Source organism: Rubritalea squalenifaciens DSM 18772, assembly GCF_900141815.1.
Taxonomy (GTDB): domain Bacteria; phylum Verrucomicrobiota; class Verrucomicrobiia; order Verrucomicrobiales; family Akkermansiaceae; genus Rubritalea; species Rubritalea squalenifaciens.
The window spans coordinates 39,766-62,580 of record NZ_FQYR01000008.1 but is presented as its reverse complement, the minus strand read 5'-3'; the positions used below and the strand labels follow the sequence as shown (position 1 = coordinate 62,580).

Here is a 22,815-nt window from a genome sequence, read left to right as displayed (position 1 = left end):
GGAAAGGCAGTAGTGATGGAGAATATAGCAATTGCAATCGACGGACCGGCTGCCTCCGGCAAAAGCACCGTGGCAAAGACCTTGGCCAAACGCCTGGGTTTGATCATGGTGAACACGGGGGCCATGTACCGTGCTGTGGCATGGGCAACGATTCAGAAGGACGTAGATCCTGCTGATAGCGAGGCTGTGATCAAGATGTTAGGCGAGGTGGAGTTCAGCTGTGGCGTGAGCGACAACCTGTCCACCATCCTAGTAGATGGAGTCGATCCCGGAGACGCGCTACGCCAGGACGCCGTGAACCAGCGTGTGTCCAAGGTCGCCGCCATTCCTGAGGTGCGTGAGCTGCTGGTGCAGAGACAACGTGATTATCTGCAGCTGGGCAGTGTGGTGATGGAGGGCCGTGACATCGGCTCCGTGGTGTTCCCGGATACTCCGTTTAAAATTTATATCGATGCCAGCGAGGAAGTTCGCAGGCAGCGCCGTGCCGCTGAGGGAATCGTAGACGAACTCGGTAAGCGCGATGAGGAAGACAGCAAGCGTAAGACGGCTCCACTCGTGGTCGCTGAAGGCGCGGTCAAGATCGACTCCAGTGAACTGAGCATTGAGCAGGTGATCGAGCGTGTGCTCGAAATCCTCAAGGAACGCGGGGCTCCAGCAGAGCTGTTAGGGAACTAATTTTAAAATCTGAAACTATCTATGAAGACGGTATACTGGATCGGGTATTTGTTTTTCAAGTGCGCCGGAAAAGCATTCTTCAACCGCCGGATCATCAATGAGGAGAAGCTTGTTGAGGATGGCGGCGTACTGATGTGCGCCAACCACGAGAGCTTTTTGGATCCTCCGCTGATTGGTATTTCTTACCCGGAGAACGTGACCTATCTGGCCCGTAAGACCCTCTTCAAAGGTTTCTTCAAATGGCTCTACACCAACTGGGATGCTATCCCAGTGGATCAGGAAAATCCTGACATGACGGGGCTGAAGAATATCATCAAAGCGCTGAAGAACGGCAAGAAAGTGGTGATGTTCCCTGAAGGAGCTCGGACTCTCGACGGTAACCTCGGTCCTGCTCTGCCCGGGGTAGGTCTCATCGTGGCCAAGTCCCAGGCAACCGTGCAGCCGATGCGTATCTTCGGAGCCCGTGAGGCCCTGCCTCGTGGATCCGGCAAACTGCGCCGTTGCCAGATTGATGTCGTCGTAGGTGATCCGATCTACTTCACCAAGGAAGAGCTGAAAGAATACCGCGGCAAAGAAGGCTACCAGAAGATCTCCGAACGCATCATGGAAGCCATCGCCAAGATCGAGCGACCTGAGTTTAAGGAGGTTTAAAGAACAAAAGTGAATTTAACCATTCTACATCTGCCAATTGAGCCCCACTTAGGTGTTGGGCCTTTTAAGCTCGGAAGTACCCGTGAGGAAATCAGGCACTGTATGAAATTGGTTGGTTTCCCACTAGAGCGGGATAACGGTAGCATGGACTATTGTTGCTCATCTTCTATTCAGGTAGAATACGGAGATGATGACTTGGTTGATTTTGTCGGTACATCTTACGATGAGAGAATGCTTGTGACCTACAAAGGTCAGAATGTTTTTAAACTGAATGCCCGAGAGTTATTCGAGTTCATTAACGCCCATGAGGATGACCCATCGGAATATACTGATTACGAATATGTATTCCCCTCACAGATTGTGACATTATGGGACGCTGATTCACAGTACGACTATCTAGGTGGTGAACAAAAGCCTGTTTGGGCTCAAGTTGGTGTGGGTACCGAATCATACCTCAGAGCGATAAATGCAATCCACGATCGAAAAATTTAAGGAGGGGATTTTAAGTTATTTAATACATTAAAAAACCTTCTTGTCACCCAACGCCTCCACATCGAGCTGGAGGCGTTTGTTTTTTGTAGTGCGCAGGGAGACCTGCGCATCAAATGTTTTGGAGAGGTTCTCGGCGGTGATTGTCTGCTTGATGGAACCGCTGGCGAGAACACGGCCTTGCTTCATCAGCAAGGCATGGCTGAAGGGGGGAATGATTTCCTCCACATGGTGGGTGACGAGGATGATGCTTGGCGTTTCCTTCTGACGCATCAGCTGTTCGAGGAACTGGAGGAAATGCTCGCGAGCGACTGGATCCAGCCCAGCACAGGGTTCGTCCAATACGAGCAATTTGGATTCATTCATCAGCGCTCGGCCGATGAGAATACGCTGGCGCTCTCCCTGCGAGAGTTGTCCCCAGAGGCGATCTCGCAGGTGCCAGGCATCGATGCGATGCATGATCTTGATGGTCTTCTCGACATCTTCTTTTTCAGGCTTTTCCCAGAAATTGATAATGCCTTCACGTCCGGTCAGGACGACATCGGCCGCAAACTGGTCTTCCTCAATGCGGTGGGCCAGAGCCATGGATACCCAGCCAATGCTTTTGCGGATATCAAACCAGCCTTCATCGGCGTCTTCGGTGCCGCCTAGGGTGAATACTTCACCGGAGGTCGGATTCTCGTAGCCAGTTAGAATGCGGAGGAGCGTGGTTTTACCAGAGCCGTTTGGCCCCATGACGACCCAGTGCTGGTCTTCCCGGATCTCCCAGGAGGCGTTGTGAAGAATGGTTTCTTCACGCTCATAGGTAATGTTCCTCAGGCTGACCAGCGGTTCGGGCATTGCTTGTTAGAAGCTCTTAAGGAGTGCGATGAGCTGTTCCAGGGAGATGATGAAGTGGTCGGCGCCTTCCTGGACTTTTGGGCGCGGGGTGTAGCGGCCGAAGCCGATGAAGCTGTCCACTTCCGACTTGGTTTCAAGGTCGGATACGCCATCACCAATCATGATGACCTTCTTGGGAGAGAACTCTGCTTTGAGCTGGCGGATGATCTCAGGTTTACCGCCGTTGTAGGTGGTGGGGTAGGTGGCATCAAAGGAGATGTAGTTACCCTCATCATCCAGGTTGAGTGGGACTGCTTCAATGCGGTCTACTTCGAGGTGGGCAGCGAGTGGCTCAATGAGGCGCTTGAAGCCGCCAGAGAGAATGATCGGTGTCCAGCCTTCGGCTTTGAGCTGGTCGAGGGTTTCCTTGGCTGTCGGTTCGACAGTTTCAATGTAGAGCTGGGCCACTTTCTCACAGGTTGCCAGATCCGGCTGAATGATTTCCAGTCGACGGGCAAAGACTTCATCGAGCGGGATCTCGCCATTCATGGCTGCATTGGTGAGGGCCTCTACTTCGGAGAAGGTCTTCGGACCTTTGGCGCGTGCAAGCTCATCGATCCCTTCGATGGAGGAGAGGGTCGAATCACAATCGAAAACAGCTAGCTTCATGGAGCAGAAGCTAGCTATCACCCTACCGCATCGCGAGCGGGAATTTGGTCATTTGTGAATTAATTGATCTACCCAAGCAACTTGCCGTCCTTGGCGTCGGTGGCGTTGTGGTAGTGGCTGTGGTAGCTGCCGTCATCGTGCAAATCAATGATGGTGTAGCCCATCGGGGTGCCTTCATAGGAGTTATCTTTACCCGGGCTATCCATGTATTCCCACCAGTAACCACTGACAGAGCCATTGCAGTGGAAGTGGACGTTCTTGTAGGCCAGCTCATCACGGACGTGGATGTGGCCGCTGACGAAATGGACCGGACGCGCCTCGACCTTGGCCTCGACGAGCGGATTGACCAGTTCCTTCTGGCGTTCGCTCATGCCCTTGCCCAACAGGCTGCCGCCCATCATGATGGGCTGGTGGGAAAGGATGACGAGTGGCTTGTCTTTGTGTTCTTTGATTTCCTTGAAGTACCAAGCCTCTTGCTCCTTATCCAGTAGACCGCCATTGTTGCAGTCGAGCACGAGCACACGCCACTTGCCTAGGTCAAAGCCCATGTAACGATCCTTCTGCTTGAGGCGCTGGAGGACGTAGGGTTTACCGTACATCTTGTCGGTTTTCTCGGTCGCCCACCACATGTCATGGTTGCCGAGGGCGCTGACCATTTTGTGGCCCTTCAGAGGAGCGGCTACGTAGTCGTCCCATACTTTCCATTGTTCCAGGACACGCTCTCGTTTGATGTTTTTGTAGTCCGCGGCGTAGATGGAGTCGCCACCGTTGAATACCATATCTACGTGACCTGCTTGCTTAAGTGCGCTTTGTAAGAGTCTTTTGCAGCGCTCCGGAGCCTTGTGCTCCGGGCGGATGTGTAGATCCGTGATGTGCAGGATGCGTGTAGCACCCTCCGGTTTTTTAGGGACGGGCTGGTCAAAGTTGCGTCCAAACGCGGCGGTAGCAAGGCCTGAGCTGGCTGCGCCACCTGCGAGGATGGACTTGAGGAAGTTTCTGCGATTATTCATGATTGCGGTTAAGGTGTAATATGTTTCTCTAGAGAAACATGGTTGTCAAAATTAGACTACACGATTAATCGCAAAATTTGTCATGAATGACGGATTAGCTCAGCACCTAGCTGATAATGACAAGCGTCAGCTCGGGTACGAGCTCGAATAGCTCGATGATGTCCTCGTTTCTCATACGGATACAACCACAGGAGGCCGGGGTGCCAATCTTGTCCTCGTGATTGGTGCCGTGGATGTAGATGTAGCGGGCCTTGGAGTTGGTATTTGCTTCATCCTGACCGTCTAGCCAGAGAATACGGGAGGTGATGAGATCATCCTCACAGCACTCACAGGGATCCCAGATGCCGGTGGGAACGCGTCCCTTGAAGGTGGTATGGATCGGTTCTTCGTGACCGAATTTTTCAGACACGATGAAGCGGCCGGTAGGCGTGCAGTAGGAGCCTTCCTGGAAACCGATGCCATTGGCTGCGGTGGAAATAGGGTAGCGGTGGAGAACCTCATTCCCTTTACGCAGCTCAAGAGTCTGCTCTGCGACGGAGACGAGGATGTTTAATTCGCTGCTCATGGCTGATGTCTACTGGGGCGGAGTGAGGGAAATTACAGAATTATGGCCCCCCATGCCCACGGCGATCTTAAGGATCGTTCCCGAAGCTTGGGTGGTGCTGTCTGGTAAATGGAAGGGAGCGGGAGGTGAAGTGAGGCCTTTTAAGTTGGGAGGGAGCTGCTTGATTCTCAAGTAGTGAACGAGAATGCCCGTGTCCAGCGCGCCGGATGCCCCGACGGTGTGGCCGGTGAATGGCTTAAGGGGGTGGAGGGAGACATCATTTTCTGGTTCTAGAGCTTCTAGCAGGGCCTGCTTTTCAGCCATGGCGTGCAGCAGGGTGCCGGAGGCGTGTGGACAGACGGCGGCGACTTCTGGCTGGATTGTGTCTGATAAGTCATGGACAGCCTTGGAAAGGCATTCGCGCAGACCATGGCCATCTGATGGCATGCCAATGGGGGAGTCTGCGTCTGAATTGCACCAATAGCCAGTGAGCTTGGGCGCCGTCGGTACATCCTCTGTGGTAAGTACGAGGGCGCAGCCCGCTTCTCCCGGGAAGAAGCCGGAAGTCTCCGGGTGATAGGGGTCATTGATACCGTTGGTACTGAGAACTCCCGTGTCTTGGTAATCCCTGACTATGCCTTCGACCAATGGAAGTTCTACTCCCAGCACGATGACGTGACGAACGATGCCGGACTGCAACATCATCCAGGCCATGCCAATGGCATCCAGGGAGGCTGCACAGCCGGAAGAGATGACTTGCCACGGGCCGGTAATACCGAGCTCGATAGAAACGGCGGAGGCGATTTCCCCATGCATGGAGTTGGAGGCCGCCATGAGTTTGAAGGGGCGTCTTCCTGGCCAATCGTGCAACCAGGCATTGCCTCGGGAGGATCCGCCGATGACTGCGGCTTGCTTGAGATCCGTGCCGCTGAGGCCTGCATCTTCAATAGCCTGCTTGGCGCAATAGAGGGCGAGAGCTGAGGCTGGTGCCCATTTGCGGGAATTGAGGATCTCGCGGTTCTCGATCCAAGAGCCTTGCAGGCCGTCGGTATCCATAGCATCTCCCAGCAGGTCACTGAGTGGGCGTAGTCCCGTAGTGCCAGCTTCCATGGAGGAAGCGTGCTCGGCGGGTGTAATGCCCAGACCTGATACGCAGGAGATGCCTGTTATAGAGACTGGTTTCAAGGGAGCTGAACTTAGCTTAGCCGCAGCAAGGGGAGAGTGGCTTGTCACACTCAGGTGCTGGGGCATCCATGGCAGGGTTTGGCTGCTTGGCGCTGAGACCGAGAGTCTCGATCAGCTTAAGGTCTTTCTGAACCGCAGGGTTCTTCGCGGTAAGGAGCTTGTCCCCGTAGAAGATGGAGTTTGCTCCAGCAAAGAAGCAAAGAGCCTGACCTTCCTCAGAAATTTGGGTACGGCCTGCAGAGAGGCGAACCTTGGCCTTTGGCACGGCTATACGAGCCACGGCGATCATGCGAACCACGTCAAAGATAGTCACTGGATCAGAACCTTCGAGCGGAGTGCCAGGCATTGGCATGAGAGAGTTGATCGGCACAGATTCCGGCTGCGGGTTGAACTCGGAGATGGTTTCGATCATCTTGAGGCGGTCGTCTGGTGTTTCACCGAGACCAAGAATACCACCACAGCAGACAGACATGCCAGCATCCTGCGCGTTGCGGATGGTGCGGAGGCGGTCGTCGTAAGTGTGGGTAGAGACGATGTTCGGGTAGTGCTCACGTGAGGTGTCCACATTGTGATTGTAGGCAGTTACGCCAGCCTCTTTGAGGATCTTGGCTTCGTCTGGTCCGAGTTCGCCGAGGGTGACACAAACCTCCATTCCCAGCTTGGAAACGTCCTGGATGATATCGACTACCTGGTCAAAGCGCTTGGTGCCTTTGCGGACACCGCGCCATGCTGCACCCATGCAGAAGCGGGTAGAGCCAGAATCTCTGGCGGCTTGAGCACGCTCCATGACGGCTTGCTTTTCCATGAGGCGCTCGACTTCAACACCAGAGTTGTAACGAGAAGACTGTGCACAGTAGGAACAGTCCTCCGAGCAACCGCCAGTCTTGATGGAGAGCAGAGTGCAAAGCTGGATTTCGTTGTCGTTCCAGTTTGCATCGTGCACTGCACGTGCCTGCTTGAGGAGATCAAAGAGGGGTAGCTCGTAGATGCGTTTAAGTTCGTCGAATTTCATGAACGAAGGTAAGTTGGAAGTGATGAAAGTGGTTTACTGTGACCAACGACCGGAAACTGACGGAAGTTTGCCGTGAGTCAAGGTCGCGTAGTCAGTTTTTCCTACGGCACCGATCAGAGGTACCCCTGTGGCTGACTTCCAGTACTTGCTCATGCTTTCAGCTGTGTGGCAACCCCAGCTTTTACAAATTGCACCTTTGGCCAGTGGGCGTCCACTCAGTGAGCGTAGTTGGCTCTCGTGTAGCCAGGCGGCGCTGGCCCCTAAGATCTGTGACGAGTAGTCGAGCAAGAAGCAGTGCTTATTCGAGTGGCCAAAGAAATCAAACGTGGCAACGGAGCGGGCTGGCAGTCTGTTGAACTTGGAAATGAAGTCATTGCCGGAGCTGATCCAGACGAGGCGGGCATTGCGTTTGGCTGCCTGCTCGGTAATCCAGGTCGTGTAGGGTTTGCCGTCCTCGCGGCCACGCTTATCATAACCAGTGCGGTAGACGTACCAGACGAAGGAGGTGCCCTCCGTGCCATAGGCTCGGCGGATCTCATCCATGCGTAGAGTCGAAGCGCGTACGAAATTTGCCCACCATCGGTCATGGCGATCACGTTCAGTCCGGTAGTTTTCCCACTTTCGGAGCGCAGGTCCACCTGTAAGAATGACGTGTTGTGCAGCTTCCAGGAAGCCAACGGATGCAAAAAGGCAAATCAGTAGCAAGGCTATACGCTTCATGTTTCTAGGCTGCACCATAATGGGGGTGGAGGAAAGTTTGAAATGATTGAATTTCAACTCAGTTTCCAACGGCTTCGATGCGTGCTTTGACCGCCATCTCGAAGGCTTGGGTGTCCCCATAGCGTTTGATGGAGAACTTGACGCAGCGTCGCTTGCCAGGAGCCGGAGACCAAGTGGCTTGCCAGAATTGGTAGCTGATTCCGTTTGCCGCGCAGACGGTCACTTTGGAGACACCGACCACTCCAGAAGAGTTTCGTGTGGAGCGTTGGCAGATGCGTGCTCGGTCATCATTCTCCAATTTATCCAGCAGAGCGTCACGCCAGTCTCGCGCTGCTTGAAGAGAATTCTGAGTAGAGCCAAAATTACCATCGGCAAAGAACTTGGCGTACTTGATGCCGCGCCGCTGGAGCCGGACCTGCCAACCAAAAGTGCATGAATCGGGAAGATCGATTCGGGCAATGGCATAGTCTGGGTTGGTCTCGGGCATAAGCTGTTATTAACCTTTGCGGAGTCTGACGCAATTGTCAAATCGTGCGTATTGCTCTCATCGATCAGCTTGTGGGCTGCGTGACAGAAAAAATTTCCCAATGACCTTCTATGACACTTGGCTTGCGACGGGGGAGCGGCTAGGGTGCATGGCTTATGAGATGCCCCTGCTGCAGCCAGAAGATTCACAAGAGTGCGGAAGCATGTCCGCACTGCGGTGGAGACTTGCTGCGGCTCAACAGGGTCTACCGAAATTTTGATAAGCGGGTACGGCGCCCGCATGACGTAGCCGGTGTGCTGCGTGTGCAGCAGCGCCGCAAAATGGAAGCTTGGATCAGGAGTCTGGAGAAGGCGTTTCCAGATCTCTTTATCTCAGTAGCCTTGGTGGCGTTAAACGATGGCCAGGATGTCCGTTCTTATGGTTTCTGGCTGCTCAATACAGGTGAGTTTGATGATGTGCCCTCGACGGCTTATGAAGAGGGTGGGGTGATGCTTGTGTTGGATGTTCACAAAAAGCAGATGTGCTTGCATTTTGGTTATCTGTTAGATGATCTGGTAGATGAAGTGGAGGCTTTTGAAGTGGTAAGCAAAGCGCATCCATACTTACTGGAGGCTGACTATATGAATGCAGTCGAGTTGGTGCTGAAGAAGCTCAAAGCCTTCCTGGTCAAAAAAGCACGTGAGTCCAGACGGCTCAGCCGTAAACTTGCGAAAGGAGGCAAAGTGTGAAGTTGTCTTTGATCGTCACTGTGGTGAGTCTCCTCGGGCTTACATCCCTGCTTGCTGCCAAGAGTAATCTGCCGCCTCTACCGACCTGGAATGAGGAAGATCTGCAAAAGCTTAAAAAGGGAGAGCTCGTCCCCGGCCAAGCCTTGTTGACTGAAAAAGGAATTCCTAAGAAGGAGGAGGCTGAGAAGTCCGAAGACCCTAAAGATGTGCTTCCGGACAAAGCGGCTGAGAAGCTGGAGATCAAGCCCGTACCTGAAAAGCCAGAGATCGACCCAATTCCTCTTCCGGACCATCGTTCCGAACTTCCTGAGAAGCTACTGGCGAGGTATTTCTCCTCGAAGCCTGATAGCAATCTGATCGACCCGCAGCGTTTGCTAAGTATGCAGGAGAGGGCCGATCTGAGTTATGCGCTTGAGATGCATACTCACGAATCTCCTGTTCCCATCTATCTTTACCTTTTTGATAACCAGCAGAAATTTCCGGATGCCTATGAGCCAGATCAGATCTATCAGCAGTTCTTCAGAGAGGACGGAAAGCCTGTGGTGCTTGTCTATTACTTCATTGGGCAGCCTGAACGCTCACGCTTCTATCTAGCAGGTGGAGCCAGCGAGGTAGTGCCTGACTGGCGCAAGCGTGAACTTCTCTCGAATGCCAAGCATACTGCCCGAGAGAAGTCCGAGGTGTTTTCTCAGTTAGAGGATTTCGTGGGGCAGCTGTCCATGCGTCTGTTTTGGGTAGAACAAATCATGGCTAAAGCGGTTCTTCCTGTGATCGAGGACGAGCTACCGGTGGATCCGGCTGAGCAGAAAGCGGTTGGGGCTCTCGATAAGCTGGCGAGTTTCTGGTACGACACCTTGGCTCCCAAGTTAATGGCGATGCTTGGAGCGGTGCTCGGCCTGAGTTTACTCTGTGGTCTCTGGTGGATCTACCAGTCGACGCGTAGGTATCATTTTGCGGAGCTGCCCGTGAAGAAGAGGCTATCGGGAAACCGAGGGGCGAATTGTGGTGGAATAGTTCATTATAAAGACCCTAATCAGCCTCCATCAGCTCAGAAAGAGCAGTTTGATGAGGTGCTCTGACATGTGTGTGAAGTTCCCATTTGCGTTCAATTATGCTGAAAACGCACCATTACTTGCCTGTTCCGGCATTTAAAACGGTAGTTTTTGTTTTTTGAGCAATTTTTTCTTTTGTTTGCGGGAAATTGTGTCAATTTGTTCACGTTCCTGAGGGAACAAAGACGATCCAGTAGAGTTATCTGTTCTTATAGGTTAGGGGGTTTCCTTTAGAATGGTCTACCGGGTCGTCTTTTTTTGTGCTTTGATTGAACTTAGTTGTCTCTGATTGAGACTAATTGTAAGCTCCTGAACGAATATGCCACTTCGTGGCGTTATAGTACTGAACATGAGAAAGCTTTTTCCACTGAAACCCTTACTCGTTCTCACCATCCTGACGAGTGCCTTTGGCATCCAGGGTGCTCTGGCTGAGCGGCCTTATTTTAATGACAAGAAAGTTCCTGATTCGCGTGAGGATCTCTTGGCGATTCAAGACGCCTTGACTTCAAGTCTGGAGAAGGCGCGCGCAGCTACGGTGTGCATTCAAATTGGCAAAGGTTCTGGTAGCGGGGTGATTATTTCTGAGGATGGACTCATCCTCACCGCGGCACACGTAACAGGCGCTACGAATAAGAAGCTCAAGGTGATCATGGAGGACGGTACAGAGCTTGAGGCTGTCTCTATGGGGCTGAATTCAGAGAATGATGCCGCCATGATGAAGATCACGACCGAAGGGAAATATCCGTTCGTGGAAATTGATTCAGCAAAGTCATTCGATGAATCAGATCTCAAGCTAGGTGACTGGGTGTTCTCTCTTGGCCACTCAGGAGGATTTGATAAAGAGCGGGGATCCGTAGTGCGACTGGGTCGTCTCGTGCGCATTGCGAATCATACGATTCAGTCTGACTGTATTCTGATTGGTGGAGACTCTGGTGGTCCCTTATTTGATATGAATGGCAAGCTGATTGGCATTCATAGTCGTGTAGGCAAGGTGCTAGATCAGAACATGCACGTACCGATGCATGTGTATCATACTTTCTGGAAGCAAATGAGCGAGGGAGAGTTTATTGGTGACGGGCCATTTGCGCAACGCCCTGTACCTGGTTCAGGATTTATTGGAATCGCTGTCAAAGAAGTCGAGGGGGGGCTTGAAATCACTGAGCTTGATGAGAAGGCTCCAGCCAAGGCCGCTGAAGTGAAAGTGGGGGATATTCTAATCAAGGTGAACGATGATGTTGTCCAAAAGCGTGACCAAATGGCCAAGCTTATGAAGCAATATGCGGCTGGTGATGAGCTAGAGTTGACTTTGCTGAGGGAAGGAAAAGAGCTTACTGTGAAGGTAGTTCTGGATAAAAGATAAACGGTGAAACTGAGAAACGTGATGATGAAAACTTTTGGACTAGGGGCTGTGGCAAGCCTATCTCTTCTTCTGTCTTGCTCCAATCTGCCTCTTTGGGCTCAGGCAAGTCTGCCAGGAGAGCAGCGCACGAACGGGTATGATGTGGAAGCGGCCTTTGAGCCGCAGAGACAAGTCTTGCAGGGGAGTTCTGCTGTCTTCTATACAGGACGTAAGAATTTTCTCTACGGTGTCGTGATGAGTGAAGATGGTTGGATTTTGACCAAGGAAAGCGATATTCATGGTGCGCAAGATCTCTCAGTCCGTGTAGATAAAAACAAATATACGGAACCGAAGATTATGGCGAAGGACGGTCGCTGGGATTTGGCTTTGGTGAAGATTGATGCTGAGGGGTTGACTCCGGTAACCTTTGCTGAGTCGAGTGCCATTCCTCAGGGGAGCTGGGTGATCGGTAATGGCTCATCAAGTCGAGCCAATCGCCGAGTCAGTATCGGTATTATCAGTGCTAAAAGCCGCAAGATCGATGGAGCCGCTCCGGTCGTTATGGGAGTTCAACTCGAAGAAGTGGAGAATGGTCTGAAGATCAATGATGTGACTGCGGATACCGGTGCCGCGAAAGCCGGTCTACTTAAAGGCGATATCATTACCAAATTTGAAGGGGATACAGTTCTCAAGAGAGAGAGTTTGATTGAGAAAATCTTGGATAACATTCCTGGTGATAAAGTGGAGGTGGAGTACCTTCGCGGCGGTCAGAAGATGACAACTGAGATGGAACTGATGGCTCGTGAGGATGCTTTTGGTGAGCAGCAGAAGTCCCGGAATGACCAAATGAGTGGAGATGTGTCTGGTCGCCGTAACAATTTCCCTCGGGTGCTGCAGACTAACTTGCCCCTGAACTCTCGTACTGTGGGTGGTCCCTTGCTGGACCTCAACGGCATGTGTATCGGGATGAATATCGCGCGTGCCAACCGTGCAGAAAGTTACGCGATTCCCCTTGAGGAGTTGAAGGAGGTTTACCAGAAGCTGCGCAAGGAAGCGTCAGGTAACTGATCTAGTTGTCTCCCGCTGATGTCTGAGACTCATCCTCCTGCTTGGGCAGGGGGAGATCCTTGGGGAGGGTGATGCGGAAGATGTTCACTCCGCCGTGAGACTGCACTAGCTCCAGCTTGCTGTTGTTGATTCGGGCTAGCTCACTGGCGATATTAAGTCCCAGTCCGAAGCCTTTGATGTGTTTCTGGCTACGAGCTTTATCGAGGCGAACGAAGCGTTTGAAGATGCTGTCTTTACGGTCCTCGGGGATAGCTGGCCCGGTATTTTCCACATCGATGCATTCGACACCGTTTCGCTTGTACAGACGGCAAGCGATCGAGCCGTTCTCTTCATTGTACTTGAGCGCGTTGGTGAGCAGATTATTGAGTACTTGCCTCAGTAGAGTGGGGTCCAAGTTGAGTTGAACGTCTTGTTCGATCTGTTTGATGAAATGGATGCCTTTTTCTTCACTAAGAATTTCAGTGTCCTCACAAAGTTCCTCGCAGAGCACGGAGACATTCACATCCTTGATATCGGCCTCGATCGATCCTGAGTCGATGCGGGTGAGCATCAGAAGGCTGTTGATGATCTGCTTGAGCTTTTGTGTTTCCTCGTAGGCCGTGAAGACAGCGTTCTCCATATCGGGGAGACTGTCTGTTTTTTGTAGAGCGAGTTCCAGAGTGCCCTGAAGAGCCGCCAAAGGAGACTTGAGCTCATGCGAGGCATCGGCGCTGAATCGAGCGGCTTGGTGATAGTTGCGCTCCATTCGGTCGATCATCTCATTGATGATCTTAACCACCTCGATAATTTCGGAGCTCTCGTCACCTTTGAGCTGAACTCGCTCGTTCAGGCTGCCCTCGATAATCTTTCGGGAAGTCTGGGCAATGTTTGTAAGTGGCTTCAGTGCGTGAGCAATGATCAGCCAGGTAATTGCGGCTACGATCAACACGAAGATAGGCGCTGCTACTAAAGTGAGATCGAGTGTGTTCTCAATGGGGGCGTTGATGTGGTTCGTGCTCGCCGCCATGATGAGTGTGTAGCGCGGGTTGCTACATGAGATAAGGCGGTGAGGGATACCATTGAGGGCAATCGTATCGATGGGGGGTACGAAAATGATTGGCTCTAGCTGGGTCGGAGAGCGTAGATTCGAATTACTCGTGAAGGTTTTATCAAAGTTTTCGACAGCTTGCTCGCTGGGAAGATAGCTGGAGAGTGTGATGGCGCTCAGGAGGATGTCTGAATTCCGGTAGATGATCTCTTTCTCCCGGTGATCTACTAAGAGAATGTGAATCGGGTCGCCTTCGCTGGGGAGGTCGAAGGGGAAGCTGGACTCTAGCTGGGGGAGGATCCTATCCCAATCGTCGGGCGACGAGATCTGCATGCAAGTCTTGTGCACCAAAGGTGACAGAACAGGGTCGACATCACGGTGCCGTTGAACCTTAAGGTGTTCCCAGCCAATATATAGGAACAAGGAAAGAATCCCTCCGGTGAAAAGGGCTGCTACGATAGTTAGCCTGAGCCGAAGGGACTTATTCATCCTTTACTGATGAGCGGGCTCATTAGGTGGTACCACCTTGTAGCCTACACCTCGTACTGTGTGGATCAGCTTGTGATCTGCATCAGTATCAATTTTCTGTCTGAGACGTCTGATATATACATCCACCAGATTGGTTTGAGTATCATGATGGAAGTCCCATACTTTTTCACAGATCTGTGTACGGGTAAGAACGCGATTCTTGGACTGCACCAGATATGCCAACAGATCAAACTCTCTGGAGGTGAGATCGATGGCTCTGCCATTACGTTTTACCTCTCGAGTGATACGGTCAATGATCAGGTCATCGACTTGCATGATGTTAGACTGCTCCGGGCTGCTACGTCTCATGATAGCAACGAGGCGGGCATGAAGCTCATCCATGTGAAATGGTTTTGGAAGATAATCGTCTGCACCAGCGCTGAGTCCCTCTACACGTTCATCAATTTCTGAGCGAGCGGTTAGGAGGATGACGGGTACATGATTGTTCTGTTTGCGTAGGTTGGAAACAATGCTGAGTCCATCTCTACCAGGTAACATGATATCGAGAACGATCCCATCATAGGGCTTAGACTTTGCTAGTTCATATCCCTCGTCACCATCGTGAACACAATCGACAGTCATGCCGTGCTCTTCCAGTCCTTTGGTGATGAAGGAGGCAATGTTTTCCTGATCTTCTACAACTAGTATATGCATGGCTTTATTGGGGGGTGAGTTTTCTATGCCCCAACATTAGCGACAAATTGTCCATTTGTCTCCCAAAAGATGTAAGAAAATGTTAATTATCCGTCATTTTGTGAGGATTTGCCTCGATATTATGAGCTTCTCCAGACGAATCATGTCTAAATTTTCACCTATCCGTTAGCGGGAAGGTGAGGCTCAAAAGTCGTGCTCAATCTCTGAGCTCGTGATTTGGCGGCTTTTTCAGCTCGTTCTTGAAGGTCTTTCTGCATCCGGAATTTCTTCTTCGGTCTATCAGTAATTCTAGCAGAGGTGCCGTCTGGTAGAATCAGATGCGCTTGCTGGTTATCTTTGAAGGCTGCTTCCAAGATGTTGGTGAGGCGTCTTTGAGCATTTTTTTCCAATATAGGAATCATCAGTTCGACTCGTTTTTCCAGATTGCGGGTCATCCAGTCGGCCGAGGAGATATACATCTGAGGTGAACCTCCTTGGTGGAAGGAAAAGATTCTTGCGTGCTCAAGATAGCGATCAATGACGGACACCACCTTGATGTTCGAAGCTTCCGTAGACTTACTTGTTTTGAGGCAACAGATGCCACGAATATTGAGTCTCACACTGACGCCCGCTTGAGCTGCCTGATAGAGGGCGTCGATAATGTCTTGATCCTGCAGTGAATTGACTTTTGCCGTAATGGATGCCTCTTCGCCCTGTTTTGCCCGGGCCGTCTCACTGGCAATGAGTTCTAGCAGTTTCCGCTTCATATGTGTCGGTGCAGGGACGATACGGCTGAAGTCGATCAGTTTAGATCTTCCGGTAACGGCGTTGAAGAAAAGTGAAGCGTCAGCTCCATACTCCTTGCGGCATGTCAGGTAAGAAGCGTCAGTATAGAGCTTGGCGGTGGATTCGTTGTAGTTTCCTGTGCCTAGGTGGCAGTAGCGCATGAGCTGGCCTCCTTCATTGCGTATGATGAGTGTGATTTTTGCATGCGTCTTGAGACCTTTGACCCCGTAGACGATCTGCACTCCCGCGCGCTGAAGTTCATCTGCTCGTTGAAGGTTTCTCGCCTCATCAAAGCGAGCTTTAAGTTCAACGAGAACGGTGACTTGTTTGCCGTTTTCGGCCGCCTTGATTAGGGCATCAATAATGCGGGATTGCTTGGCGGTACGGTAGAGAACTTGCTTGATCGAGAGAACGTCTGGATCTGTGGCAGCCTCTTCTAGCAGTCGAATGACTGGCTCGAAGCTCTCATAGGGATGGTAGAGCAGGATGTCCTGTTCGGAAATGGAGTCGAACATGGAGACTTGCGGATCCAGCATAGATGATGGTTGCGGTTCCCATACCGGATCTTTGAGTTCGTCATGGCCGGATAGAAATGCGATCTCCATGAAGTCATTCAAAGCCAGAGGTCCAGGGATTTTGAAGACGCTCTTGCTTGGGGCATGGGTTACCTTTTTGATCAGGCTCTCCAAGTCTCGGGAGGTTCCCTTGGGGAACTCAAGTCTAACGGTATTGCTTACCTTCCTCTCAGCGAGGACGTCTTCCATTTCACCTGCAAGATCGATTGCGTCTTCTTCATGTACCGCGATGTCTCCATTACGTGTTATTTTGAAGGTGCTGTGTGAGACGGCGGTCTCACCGGGGAATAGATAAGAAGCATAGTGGGCGATGACATCTTCCAAAAGAACGATGATTTGTTGATCGTTCTCCGAGAGGTAGATGATGCGGCCCAAATGGTCCGGGATGGGAATGAAAGCATGTCTTTGTTCCAAGCTTTCATCATCTTGCAAGGTGCATGCCACGATCAATCTGAGTGCAGGTAGCTCTGGGTCAGTCTGATCCTCATCGTAAGCTAGGGGAGTGAGGAGAGGAATGATCTGCTCTTTAGTTCTCTCCGACAGCTGTTCTGAGAGAAATGGAGAGAGAGTTCTCGGGTGCTTGAAGAGAATATTATGTCGCTCGAGCTCGGGTAGAAGGGTGTCGTTAAGCAAAGAGTATTGATCCGCGATCATCTTCTTAGTCCGAGTCCGAATGGCGGAAAGCTGTTGTAAAGGAGTGAGGCCAGAGAAATCTGGTTTTCGGTTCCCTGTGCGCCTTAGAATCGTTAGTCCACCCACGCGGACTTGGAAGAACTCATCTAAATTTGAGGCAGTGATGGCGAGGAATTTGACCCTCTCGAGTAGAGGTAGGTCTTCCCTCTGGGCCTCGCTGAGAACGCGCTGGTTGAATTCCAGCCAGGAAAGTTCACGGTTGATGTAATTTGCAGACATATTGCTTCTAAATCTTATTTGTCTTCCACGAGGTTAATTTCGAGACCAAAGATGTTCTCGAAGAGGTTGCCTTTGGAGCGCATAGCCAATCGCTCTACATTGGCATCGGTAATATTTTTGAGTAGGAAGTGGATCCGGCGTTTTGAAATACGAATCTCCAGGTCCTTGATGCGGGCAGAGTGGGTGCGCTCCAGAGCATCTGCTACTCGCAGAATGGCTGCTAGTTTACAGACCCGCATACGATCCTCGTCGCTGAGTTCCCGGTAGCCGGAGTGACCAGGCTTAGGTTCTGAGTTTCTGTGATAGCGGGCGACCAAAGCGATGAGTTCGATATCCGTATAGGCAAGACCAAAGATCTCACAGTTTTGGATGATGTACTGGGAGTGTTTGTGATGCGCACGTGAGCTAATGAATCCGCCGCACTCATGAAGGATGGCTGCTATGTGTAGAAGGAGTGCATCCTGATCCGTAAGGCTATGAAGCTCTTGAGTCTGCTCGAAGATGGTGCGGCACAGGTAGGCCACATGTTTAGCATGCTGATTGTTGACGCGGTATTTTGCAGCGATAGATTCAGCGGATCTAACCACTTCTTCCGTAAACTCCTCGGAGAGAGAAGTGGAGCTATAGAGGTCCTGTAACAGGCCTTTTTCATAGTCGCTACCAGGGATGTGTATCGTATCTATATTGAGGGCCCTGGCGATTGTGAGATTGATTTCCAGCGCAGGAAGGAGTGCTTCGGCCGTCTGGTAGTCTACCCGGAAATGAGCCACTAACTCATCGTCTCCCATGCTAGCAGCTTGCCTGCACAACTCGGAGAAATGCTGGAGTGAGCATTGCGTCGTAGACTGTTGCGATTTTTGGATGAATGCACTAACCAATTGGATTTCGTAGCCAATGAGGACAATGTCTTGGATGCCTTGACTTCCATAGTCCTCGCGAATGAGGTCTAGTTGACCACTGACGTGCTCACGAATGACCTTGCGGGAGTTTTTCTGGTCGTCGAGGATGGAGTCGACAGCTTCACTAGTCCGGTGAGTACCCAAGCGGTAGTTGCTGTAGTGCTCAATGCGCCCATTGCGGAACAGGATGGCTCGGGTGTTTCCTGGGCCAACATGCAGAATCAAAGTGGTTCTTTTCTGCATGGACGGGGTGTCGCTGAGGCGGCGCCGGGTCTTCAGGTAAATGAGGCGTGTCATTTCGCCATCATCGAGGATTTCAATATTGATGCCGCAGCTGATGCGAATCCTGTTCAGGAAGATGTCTTTGTTGGTGGCCTCTGAGAGGATATTGGTGGCTACAAGGCGAGTATTCGCATTGTTCGGCTCGATTCCGAGTTCCTGTAGACTGGCGATGAACCCTTGAATAATCGTGACGCAGCGCTCGATAGTTTTCCGTGAGAGTTTGCCCTTGCTGAATACATCGTGAGCAATGGGGGTCGACTGTTGAAGGAAATCCACGTGCTCCATCTGTCCGCTCCCAGTGTCTGTCATGGCCAGCAAGGAAATCGAGCTGGCGCCGATGTGGATGGCCGCATTGAGATCGGGAGTGTGTGGCTGATGGAGGACTTCCTTCATGGGTGTCTTTGATGTCATGATTTAGGCGAGGGGGGACAAGGTACAGACTGTGACATTTCCGGGACACAGGTCACAAGCAATGATGTGTAACTCAAATGCCTTGATTTGTCCAAATATGATGGTTGAGAATCTTTTCGCGGAGGGGGCTGTTTGCCTGGAGTGCATTTCATGTCTCTCTAAACAATGATGTATCAGTATGGTGTTAGGGTGTAAATAGCACTCGCTGGCATCTGCCAATATTCTATTCAGAAATGAAAACATACGCAGCACAGATTCAAGTAGAGACGCGAGGTAAAGGAACTTATTGCTTAACAGGTGAGGTGGAGAGGGTGTTGAAGGATTCAGGAGTCAGGCAAGGTACGGTCACTGTCTTTGTGAAGCATACCAGTGCCAGTTTGGTACTCATGGAGAATGCGGATCCCACAGCGAGAAGGGATTTAGAGGAGTTTTTTGAACGGCTTGTGCCAGAGGATACGGAATACTTTATCCATACTTATGAGGGTCCGGATGATATGCCTTCCCACATCCGGATGGCCTTGACGCGCAGCAGTGAGGTGATTCCAGTGATTCGTGGAACTATGGCACTAGGTACCTGGCAGGGTATTTATCTTTTCGAACATCGTAGAGCTTCCCATGTGCGCAATTGCGTTGTCATGGTCATGGGCGAAGAGTAGCGTTGATACGTGAAAGAGAAGCTCATCGCTGTTGAGGAGGATTTTGCCGTCATCGATGAATCAGATGACTGGATCGTCGTGGATAAGCCGGCTCCTCTAATCGTGCACCCTACGAATAATTACAAGCCGGAGCCCACACTCATTGGTGGGGTGGAAAGCCTACTCGCCTATGAGATGATCAATGGTGCGCGCCTCTCAATCATCAATAGACTGGATAGAGAGACAAGCGGTCTGGTGATTATTGCCAAAAACCGAACGGCAGCCAGAGCTCTGTGCCGGGCGATGGAGCGCAGACAGGTTGAAAAGACTTATGATGCGCTCGTCTTTGGTTGGCCTGAATGGGAATCCAGGTTTGTGGATGCCCCTATCCTGAGAAAAGGAGAGATTACGCCGTCTCCAATCTGGGTGAAGCAAATGGTGCATGATGAGGGTAAGGCCTGTAGCACAGGGTTTGAGGTGGTTGGGCGTGCCATGGTTGGAGAAGTGAAGGTCACGCATCTGAAGGCCAAGCCTCATACAGGTAGGATGCACCAGATTCGCGTACATGCTGCTCACCTCGGTCACCCTTTGGTCGGGGATAAAATTTATGGGGCTGATGAGACCTGCTACTTGCGCTTCATCGAGACCGGTTGGACAAAGGAGTTGCAGCAGGCTCTGCTGATGCCCAGGCAGGCACTCCATGCCTGCGGGATGAAGGTGCTGCTGGATGATGGCGAACTGCAGTGGAGCACTGGGCTAGCTGCTGATATGAGATCATTTTTGGATGGCAAGCCGTGTCTTGGGCTCTCATGATGAGTTTATGGCAGATCTGAAAAGTATTGTTCAATTTCTCGATGAATCTTTGAATACATGCGGCATTCCGGATTATCCGGGCGCTATGAATGGGCTCCAACTGCAGAACAATGGAGAGGTGACTAAAGTGGCTTCGGCTGTGGATGCCTCACTGCCGGTGATCCGGAAAGCCGTCGAGGCTGGGGCGGACTTGCTAATTGTGCATCATGGTCTGTTTTGGCAAGGAGCCCAGAGGTTTGTCGACGCTCAGTATTCGAAGATCAAAGAGGCCATGGACGCGAACTTGGCGATTTATAGCTCTCACATTCCATTGGATGTTCATCCTGAGTGGGGGAACAATGCTTTGCTGGCCAAGAGTATCGGGTTAGAGAATGCCGAGAGCTATCACGACTGGAAAGGGATTCTCCTGGGGGTCAAAGGTATCGTAAGTGCAAGCTTAGATGAGCTAGTGGCGAAAGTCAGCGATGCTGTAGAGAGCCCTGTGCATGTTTGCAAAGGTAAGTCAGATGGGGGAGTTGGTGTGGTAGGGGTGATCACCGGAGGTGCAGGCTCGGAGGTAGCAGCTATGGCAAACCAAGGTATCCAGACATTCATCACAGGGGAGGGACCTCACTGGAGTTTTCCTTTGGCTGAGGAGTTAGGTATAAATGTCATTTATGCGGGGCATTATGCCTCAGAAACTTTCGGAGTCCGAGAACTCTCAAGAGTTCTTGAAAAAAAATATGAGTTAAACACTCAGTTTATCCATCACCCCACAGGTCTCTAGATTGCGGCAAATAGGACGAATCCTTTATAAACCCATGCATGAAATGCTCTTTTGGTTCCCTTAAGATATGGAAATTATGCTTGATTCTGAACTACAAAGGAGATTAACCTGTAACGGATGAGTACAATTATCGTTGCTTTCTATTTACACCATCTCGTGTAAGCTATGGAAATCTGCGAACTGTATGGTTCTCATCAATCGACAGAAAAAAACGTTCACCCAAAAAATACTATGAAAGAAACATTGAAATTCGCACTTGTAGGTGTGCTTTTCGCAGCAGCACCACTTGCAGGTGCTTCTGAAAGTAATTGCAACGAAGTGGTTAAGATCACCAACTCCGCGATCGCCCAATCCCCGGACAAGGTTCTTGATGTTGTTGCAAAACTTGTCACCAAGCACAAAGACTGCTCCTGTGAAGTAGTCAAAGCTGCCATCATTGCCACTGAGGCCGATAAGGAACTCGTAGGCAAAATCGTGGAAGTAGCTGTTAAGGCTGCTCCAGAACAACTTTCTTTGATTTCAACTTGTGCACTCGTGGTCGCGCCAGATGCTCAAGCTGAGATCGTTTCAGTCGTATCCAAGCATAGCCAGTCCGCTGGTGGCGATTATAGCGCCAAGGCCGATTACAGTGCCAAAGGTAAAGAGCCTCTCCCAATGGCTGCCGTGAAGGCAAACCCACTTGATTTCCCAGGTGTTGGTCCTATCGGTCCAGAACTTGGAAGTACAGGTGGTACCCCACTACTGCCATTTGGTCTCCCACCACAGGCACCGCCAGTTACTCCAGTTTCAGCGACTCGATAAGCTACTAACGCTCTGAACCTACTATCACTAAATAAAACCAACTATATATGAAACTATTTACAGCTAGTGCTCTAACACTTTTGGCGGCTGGTGCTGCTTATGGCCAAGGTATCTTCAATATCGTGCCACACGATGATTCTACCGAATCACTCCCGCTTCAGTACCGTTTGACTGCAGCGATTGGTTATGACGACAACGTTTCTCCTCTTACTGAAGAATTGCCGGATCCTGACTCACTCACAGATGAGTTGGGTGAGCAAGATGCCTTGTACTCACGAGTTGAGCTGGGTGCTTCCTTTGTTTCCATCAGCCCTCAGACAAACTTCAACCTCGATGCTAACGTCAACTACACATACTACTTCGATAACATCGAAGGTGGTGATGATGGTTACGTAGGTACCAGAGTGGCTCTCAACGTAGCGCACAGTGTCAGTGAGAGACTGCGTTTGGTGTCCCGTAACTTCGTAAACTACGGTCTCGAGCCTGACTACCAGTACGGTAGTGCACAAGACCGCCGTAATGACGAGTATCTCTACCTTTCTACAGAGAACGCGATCGGTTACAAATGGACTGACCGTTTCGCTACCTACTCAGGAGTTCGTTACGATACTCTCGACTACGATGAGTCTAATGCAGACCGTAACAACTTCACTGTATTTAATCAGTTCCGCTACATCGGATCACCACAGACAGTTTACACACTGGACTACCGTTACCGCTGGGCTGACAACAAAGGTGCTAGAGACTCTGACAACCAGTATATCCTTCTTGGTGTAGAACACCGTCTCAGTGCCAACTCCGTGGTGATCGCTCGTGCAGGTGCTCAGCTTCGTGATGTTGACGGTGGTGATGACGATACCAGCCCATTCTTTGAGCTTGGTTACCGTTCACGTATCAACGAGCAGTTTGATATTCGTGCTTGGGCCAGATATGGGATCGAAGATTACGATACATCCGTAGATGGTATTCAGTATGATAACAGCCAGACCTTGAGAATCTCTCTTGCGGCCAACTACATGCTGTCTCGCGAAGTGACTTTTACTGGTGGTATCAACTACATCAATACCTCTTATGAAGATGGATTCTCTTCATTCCCACTTGCTGATACATCTGATGTAGATGTTGATCTGATCAACCTTTACTTGGGTGCTACTTACCAGTTCAGCGAGTGTTGCTCAGCAAACATTACGTACAACTTCACCACATCTGACTCAGATTCAGATTCACGTGATTACGACCGTAACCGTATTCAAGTTGGTTTAACTTACGTATTCTAAGTTCTTAAATTTCTGTCGAATA

General features: G+C 50.9%; 24 protein-coding genes. 12 read left to right on the top strand and 12 right to left on the bottom strand.

Annotated elements, in window-relative coordinates:
- Window positions 1-15 precede the first annotated feature (15 nt).
- Genes cmk through BUB27_RS17580 form a run of 3 tightly spaced genes read left to right on the top strand, consistent with a single transcriptional unit; the run spans window position 16 to window position 1,818 of the window.
- Window positions 16-675: a (d)CMP kinase gene (cmk, locus tag BUB27_RS17590; protein ID WP_143185203.1), complete on the top strand. Its 660-nt coding sequence runs from the start codon at window positions 16-18 to the stop codon at window positions 673-675.
- 21 nt (window positions 676-696) lie between these two features.
- Window positions 697-1,326, top strand: coding sequence for a lysophospholipid acyltransferase family protein (locus BUB27_RS17585; RefSeq protein ID WP_143185202.1), 630 nt, complete (start codon window positions 697-699; stop codon window positions 1,324-1,326).
- 9 nt (window positions 1,327-1,335) lie between these two features.
- Window positions 1,336-1,818: a hypothetical protein gene (locus BUB27_RS17580; RefSeq protein ID WP_143185201.1), complete on the top strand. Its 483-nt coding sequence runs from the start codon at window positions 1,336-1,338 to the stop codon at window positions 1,816-1,818.
- Between the two features lie 27 nt (window positions 1,819-1,845).
- On the opposite strand, the gene BUB27_RS17575 is transcribed toward BUB27_RS17580, so the two are convergent.
- The 8 genes from BUB27_RS17575 to BUB27_RS17540 form a co-directional block, all read right to left on the bottom strand.
- Window positions 1,846-2,655 (bottom strand): ABC transporter ATP-binding protein, encoded by an 810-nt coding sequence (locus BUB27_RS17575; protein ID WP_143185200.1) that lies wholly within the window; start codon window positions 2,653-2,655, stop codon window positions 1,846-1,848.
- Between the two features lie 6 nt (window positions 2,656-2,661).
- Window positions 2,662-3,303, bottom strand: coding sequence for an HAD-IB family phosphatase (locus BUB27_RS17570; RefSeq protein WP_143185199.1), 642 nt, complete (start codon window positions 3,301-3,303; stop codon window positions 2,662-2,664).
- 68 nt (window positions 3,304-3,371) lie between these two features.
- Window positions 3,372-4,313, bottom strand: a complete 942-nt coding sequence (locus BUB27_RS17565) for a metallophosphoesterase family protein (RefSeq protein WP_143185198.1) — start codon at window positions 4,311-4,313, stop codon at window positions 3,372-3,374.
- A 106-nt stretch (window positions 4,314-4,419) separates the two neighbouring features.
- Window positions 4,420-4,878, bottom strand: a complete 459-nt coding sequence (locus BUB27_RS17560) for a L,D-transpeptidase (protein WP_143185197.1) — start codon at window positions 4,876-4,878, stop codon at window positions 4,420-4,422.
- Between the two features lie 9 nt (window positions 4,879-4,887).
- Window positions 4,888-6,042, bottom strand: a complete 1,155-nt coding sequence (locus BUB27_RS17555; RefSeq protein ID WP_159435059.1) for a beta-ketoacyl synthase N-terminal-like domain-containing protein — start codon at window positions 6,040-6,042, stop codon at window positions 4,888-4,890.
- Between the two features lie 16 nt (window positions 6,043-6,058).
- On the bottom strand, window positions 6,059-7,054 hold the full coding sequence (gene bioB / locus BUB27_RS17550; protein WP_143185195.1) for a biotin synthase BioB: 996 nt from the start codon (window positions 7,052-7,054) through the stop codon (window positions 6,059-6,061).
- Between the two features lie 33 nt (window positions 7,055-7,087).
- Entirely contained in the window at window positions 7,088-7,774 is a 687-nt protein-coding gene (locus tag BUB27_RS17545) for a hypothetical protein (protein WP_143185194.1), read from the bottom strand.
- Between the two features lie 58 nt (window positions 7,775-7,832).
- Complete coding sequence (locus BUB27_RS17540) at window positions 7,833-8,261, bottom strand: AP2 domain-containing protein (RefSeq protein ID WP_143185193.1); 429 nt, start codon at window positions 8,259-8,261, stop codon at window positions 7,833-7,835.
- A gap of 155 nt (window positions 8,262-8,416) precedes the next feature.
- Here BUB27_RS17540 and BUB27_RS17535 point away from each other — a divergent pair, with 155 nt between their 5' ends.
- The 4 genes from BUB27_RS17535 (at window position 8,417) to BUB27_RS17520 (ending at window position 12,448) form a co-directional block, all read left to right on the top strand.
- On the top strand, window positions 8,417-8,989 hold the full coding sequence (locus BUB27_RS17535; RefSeq protein WP_143185192.1) for a TPM domain-containing protein: 573 nt from the start codon (window positions 8,417-8,419) through the stop codon (window positions 8,987-8,989).
- On the top strand, window positions 8,986-10,068 hold the full coding sequence (locus tag BUB27_RS17530) for a hypothetical protein (RefSeq protein WP_143185191.1): 1,083 nt from the start codon (window positions 8,986-8,988) through the stop codon (window positions 10,066-10,068). Before BUB27_RS17535 ends, BUB27_RS17530 begins: the two co-directional genes overlap by 4 nt.
- A 322-nt stretch (window positions 10,069-10,390) precedes the next feature.
- A complete protein-coding gene (locus BUB27_RS17525; protein ID WP_159435058.1) occupies window positions 10,391-11,401 on the top strand; it encodes a S1C family serine protease in 1,011 nt (336 codons plus the stop codon).
- Between the two features lie 21 nt (window positions 11,402-11,422).
- On the top strand, window positions 11,423-12,448 hold the full coding sequence (locus tag BUB27_RS17520; RefSeq protein WP_143185189.1) for a S1C family serine protease: 1,026 nt from the start codon (window positions 11,423-11,425) through the stop codon (window positions 12,446-12,448).
- Between the two features lies 1 nt (window position 12,449).
- Here the strand turns inward: BUB27_RS17520 and BUB27_RS17515 are convergent, their stop codons facing one another.
- The 4 genes from BUB27_RS17515 to BUB27_RS17500 form a co-directional block, all read right to left on the bottom strand.
- Window positions 12,450-13,964: a sensor histidine kinase gene (locus tag BUB27_RS17515; RefSeq protein ID WP_143185188.1), complete on the bottom strand. Its 1,515-nt coding sequence runs from the start codon at window positions 13,962-13,964 to the stop codon at window positions 12,450-12,452.
- A 3-nt stretch (window positions 13,965-13,967) separates the two neighbouring features.
- On the bottom strand, window positions 13,968-14,657 hold the full coding sequence (locus BUB27_RS17510; RefSeq protein WP_143185187.1) for a response regulator transcription factor: 690 nt from the start codon (window positions 14,655-14,657) through the stop codon (window positions 13,968-13,970).
- A gap of 158 nt (window positions 14,658-14,815) precedes the next feature.
- Window positions 14,816-16,909 (bottom strand): polyphosphate kinase 1, encoded by a 2,094-nt coding sequence (gene ppk1 / locus BUB27_RS17505; protein WP_143185186.1) that lies wholly within the window; start codon window positions 16,907-16,909, stop codon window positions 14,816-14,818.
- Between the two features lie 14 nt (window positions 16,910-16,923).
- Window positions 16,924-18,501: a Ppx/GppA phosphatase family protein gene (locus tag BUB27_RS17500; RefSeq protein ID WP_143185185.1), complete on the bottom strand. Its 1,578-nt coding sequence runs from the start codon at window positions 18,499-18,501 to the stop codon at window positions 16,924-16,926.
- A gap of 233 nt (window positions 18,502-18,734) precedes the next feature.
- Here BUB27_RS17500 and BUB27_RS17495 point away from each other — a divergent pair, with 233 nt between their 5' ends.
- The 5 genes from BUB27_RS17495 (at window position 18,735) to BUB27_RS17475 (ending at window position 22,793) form a co-directional block, all read left to right on the top strand.
- A complete protein-coding gene (locus BUB27_RS17495; RefSeq protein WP_143185184.1) occupies window positions 18,735-19,157 on the top strand; it encodes a secondary thiamine-phosphate synthase enzyme YjbQ in 423 nt (140 codons plus the stop codon).
- 9 nt (window positions 19,158-19,166) lie between these two features.
- Window positions 19,167-19,949, top strand: coding sequence for an RluA family pseudouridine synthase (locus tag BUB27_RS17490; protein ID WP_234991784.1), 783 nt, complete (start codon window positions 19,167-19,169; stop codon window positions 19,947-19,949).
- A gap of 7 nt (window positions 19,950-19,956) precedes the next feature.
- Entirely contained in the window at window positions 19,957-20,715 is a 759-nt protein-coding gene (locus BUB27_RS17485; protein WP_143185183.1) for a Nif3-like dinuclear metal center hexameric protein, read from the top strand.
- Window positions 20,716-20,946: 231 nt separating this feature from the next.
- Window positions 20,947-21,516 carry a hypothetical protein gene (locus BUB27_RS17480; RefSeq protein WP_143185182.1) on the top strand — a complete coding sequence of 190 codons (570 nt, stop codon included), beginning with the start codon at window positions 20,947-20,949 and terminating at the stop codon, window positions 21,514-21,516.
- Between the two features lie 47 nt (window positions 21,517-21,563).
- Window positions 21,564-22,793, top strand: coding sequence for an outer membrane beta-barrel protein (locus tag BUB27_RS17475; RefSeq protein ID WP_143185181.1), 1,230 nt, complete (start codon window positions 21,564-21,566; stop codon window positions 22,791-22,793).
- The last annotated feature ends 22 nt before the right edge of the window (window positions 22,794-22,815 follow it).

Bases quoted from the DNA above. Each gene is read 5' to 3' on its own strand.
- cmk (WP_143185203.1), top strand. From the start codon at position 16: ATGGAGAATATAGCAATTGCAATCGACGGACCGGCTGCCTCCGGCAAA.
- BUB27_RS17585 (WP_143185202.1), top strand. From the start codon at position 697: ATGAAGACGGTATACTGGATCGGGTATTTGTTTTTCAAGTGCGCCGGA.
- BUB27_RS17575 (WP_143185200.1), bottom strand. From the start codon at position 2,655: ATGCCCGAACCGCTGGTCAGCCTGAGGAACATTACCTATGAGCGTGAA.
- BUB27_RS17570 (WP_143185199.1), bottom strand. From the start codon at position 3,303: ATGAAGCTAGCTGTTTTCGATTGTGATTCGACCCTCTCCTCCATCGAA.
- BUB27_RS17565 (WP_143185198.1), bottom strand. From the start codon at position 4,313: ATGAATAATCGCAGAAACTTCCTCAAGTCCATCCTCGCAGGTGGCGCA.
- BUB27_RS17560 (WP_143185197.1), bottom strand. From the start codon at position 4,878: ATGAGCAGCGAATTAAACATCCTCGTCTCCGTCGCAGAGCAGACTCTT.
- bioB (WP_143185195.1), bottom strand. From the start codon at position 7,054: ATGAAATTCGACGAACTTAAACGCATCTACGAGCTACCCCTCTTTGAT.
- BUB27_RS17545 (WP_143185194.1), bottom strand. From the start codon at position 7,774: ATGAAGCGTATAGCCTTGCTACTGATTTGCCTTTTTGCATCCGTTGGC.
- BUB27_RS17540 (WP_143185193.1), bottom strand. From the start codon at position 8,261: ATGCCCGAGACCAACCCAGACTATGCCATTGCCCGAATCGATCTTCCC.
- BUB27_RS17535 (WP_143185192.1), top strand. From the start codon at position 8,417: ATGAGATGCCCCTGCTGCAGCCAGAAGATTCACAAGAGTGCGGAAGCA.
- BUB27_RS17525 (WP_159435058.1), top strand. From the start codon at position 10,391: ATGAGAAAGCTTTTTCCACTGAAACCCTTACTCGTTCTCACCATCCTG.
- BUB27_RS17520 (WP_143185189.1), top strand. From the start codon at position 11,423: ATGATGAAAACTTTTGGACTAGGGGCTGTGGCAAGCCTATCTCTTCTT.
- BUB27_RS17515 (WP_143185188.1), bottom strand. From the start codon at position 13,964: ATGAATAAGTCCCTTCGGCTCAGGCTAACTATCGTAGCAGCCCTTTTC.
- BUB27_RS17510 (WP_143185187.1), bottom strand. From the start codon at position 14,657: ATGCATATACTAGTTGTAGAAGATCAGGAAAACATTGCCTCCTTCATC.
- ppk1 (WP_143185186.1), bottom strand. From the start codon at position 16,909: ATGTCTGCAAATTACATCAACCGTGAACTTTCCTGGCTGGAATTCAAC.
- BUB27_RS17500 (WP_143185185.1), bottom strand. From the start codon at position 18,501: ATGACATCAAAGACACCCATGAAGGAAGTCCTCCATCAGCCACACACT.
- BUB27_RS17495 (WP_143185184.1), top strand. From the start codon at position 18,735: ATGAAAACATACGCAGCACAGATTCAAGTAGAGACGCGAGGTAAAGGA.
- BUB27_RS17485 (WP_143185183.1), top strand. From the start codon at position 19,957: ATGGCAGATCTGAAAAGTATTGTTCAATTTCTCGATGAATCTTTGAAT.
- BUB27_RS17480 (WP_143185182.1), top strand. From the start codon at position 20,947: ATGAAAGAAACATTGAAATTCGCACTTGTAGGTGTGCTTTTCGCAGCA.
- BUB27_RS17475 (WP_143185181.1), top strand. From the start codon at position 21,564: ATGAAACTATTTACAGCTAGTGCTCTAACACTTTTGGCGGCTGGTGCT.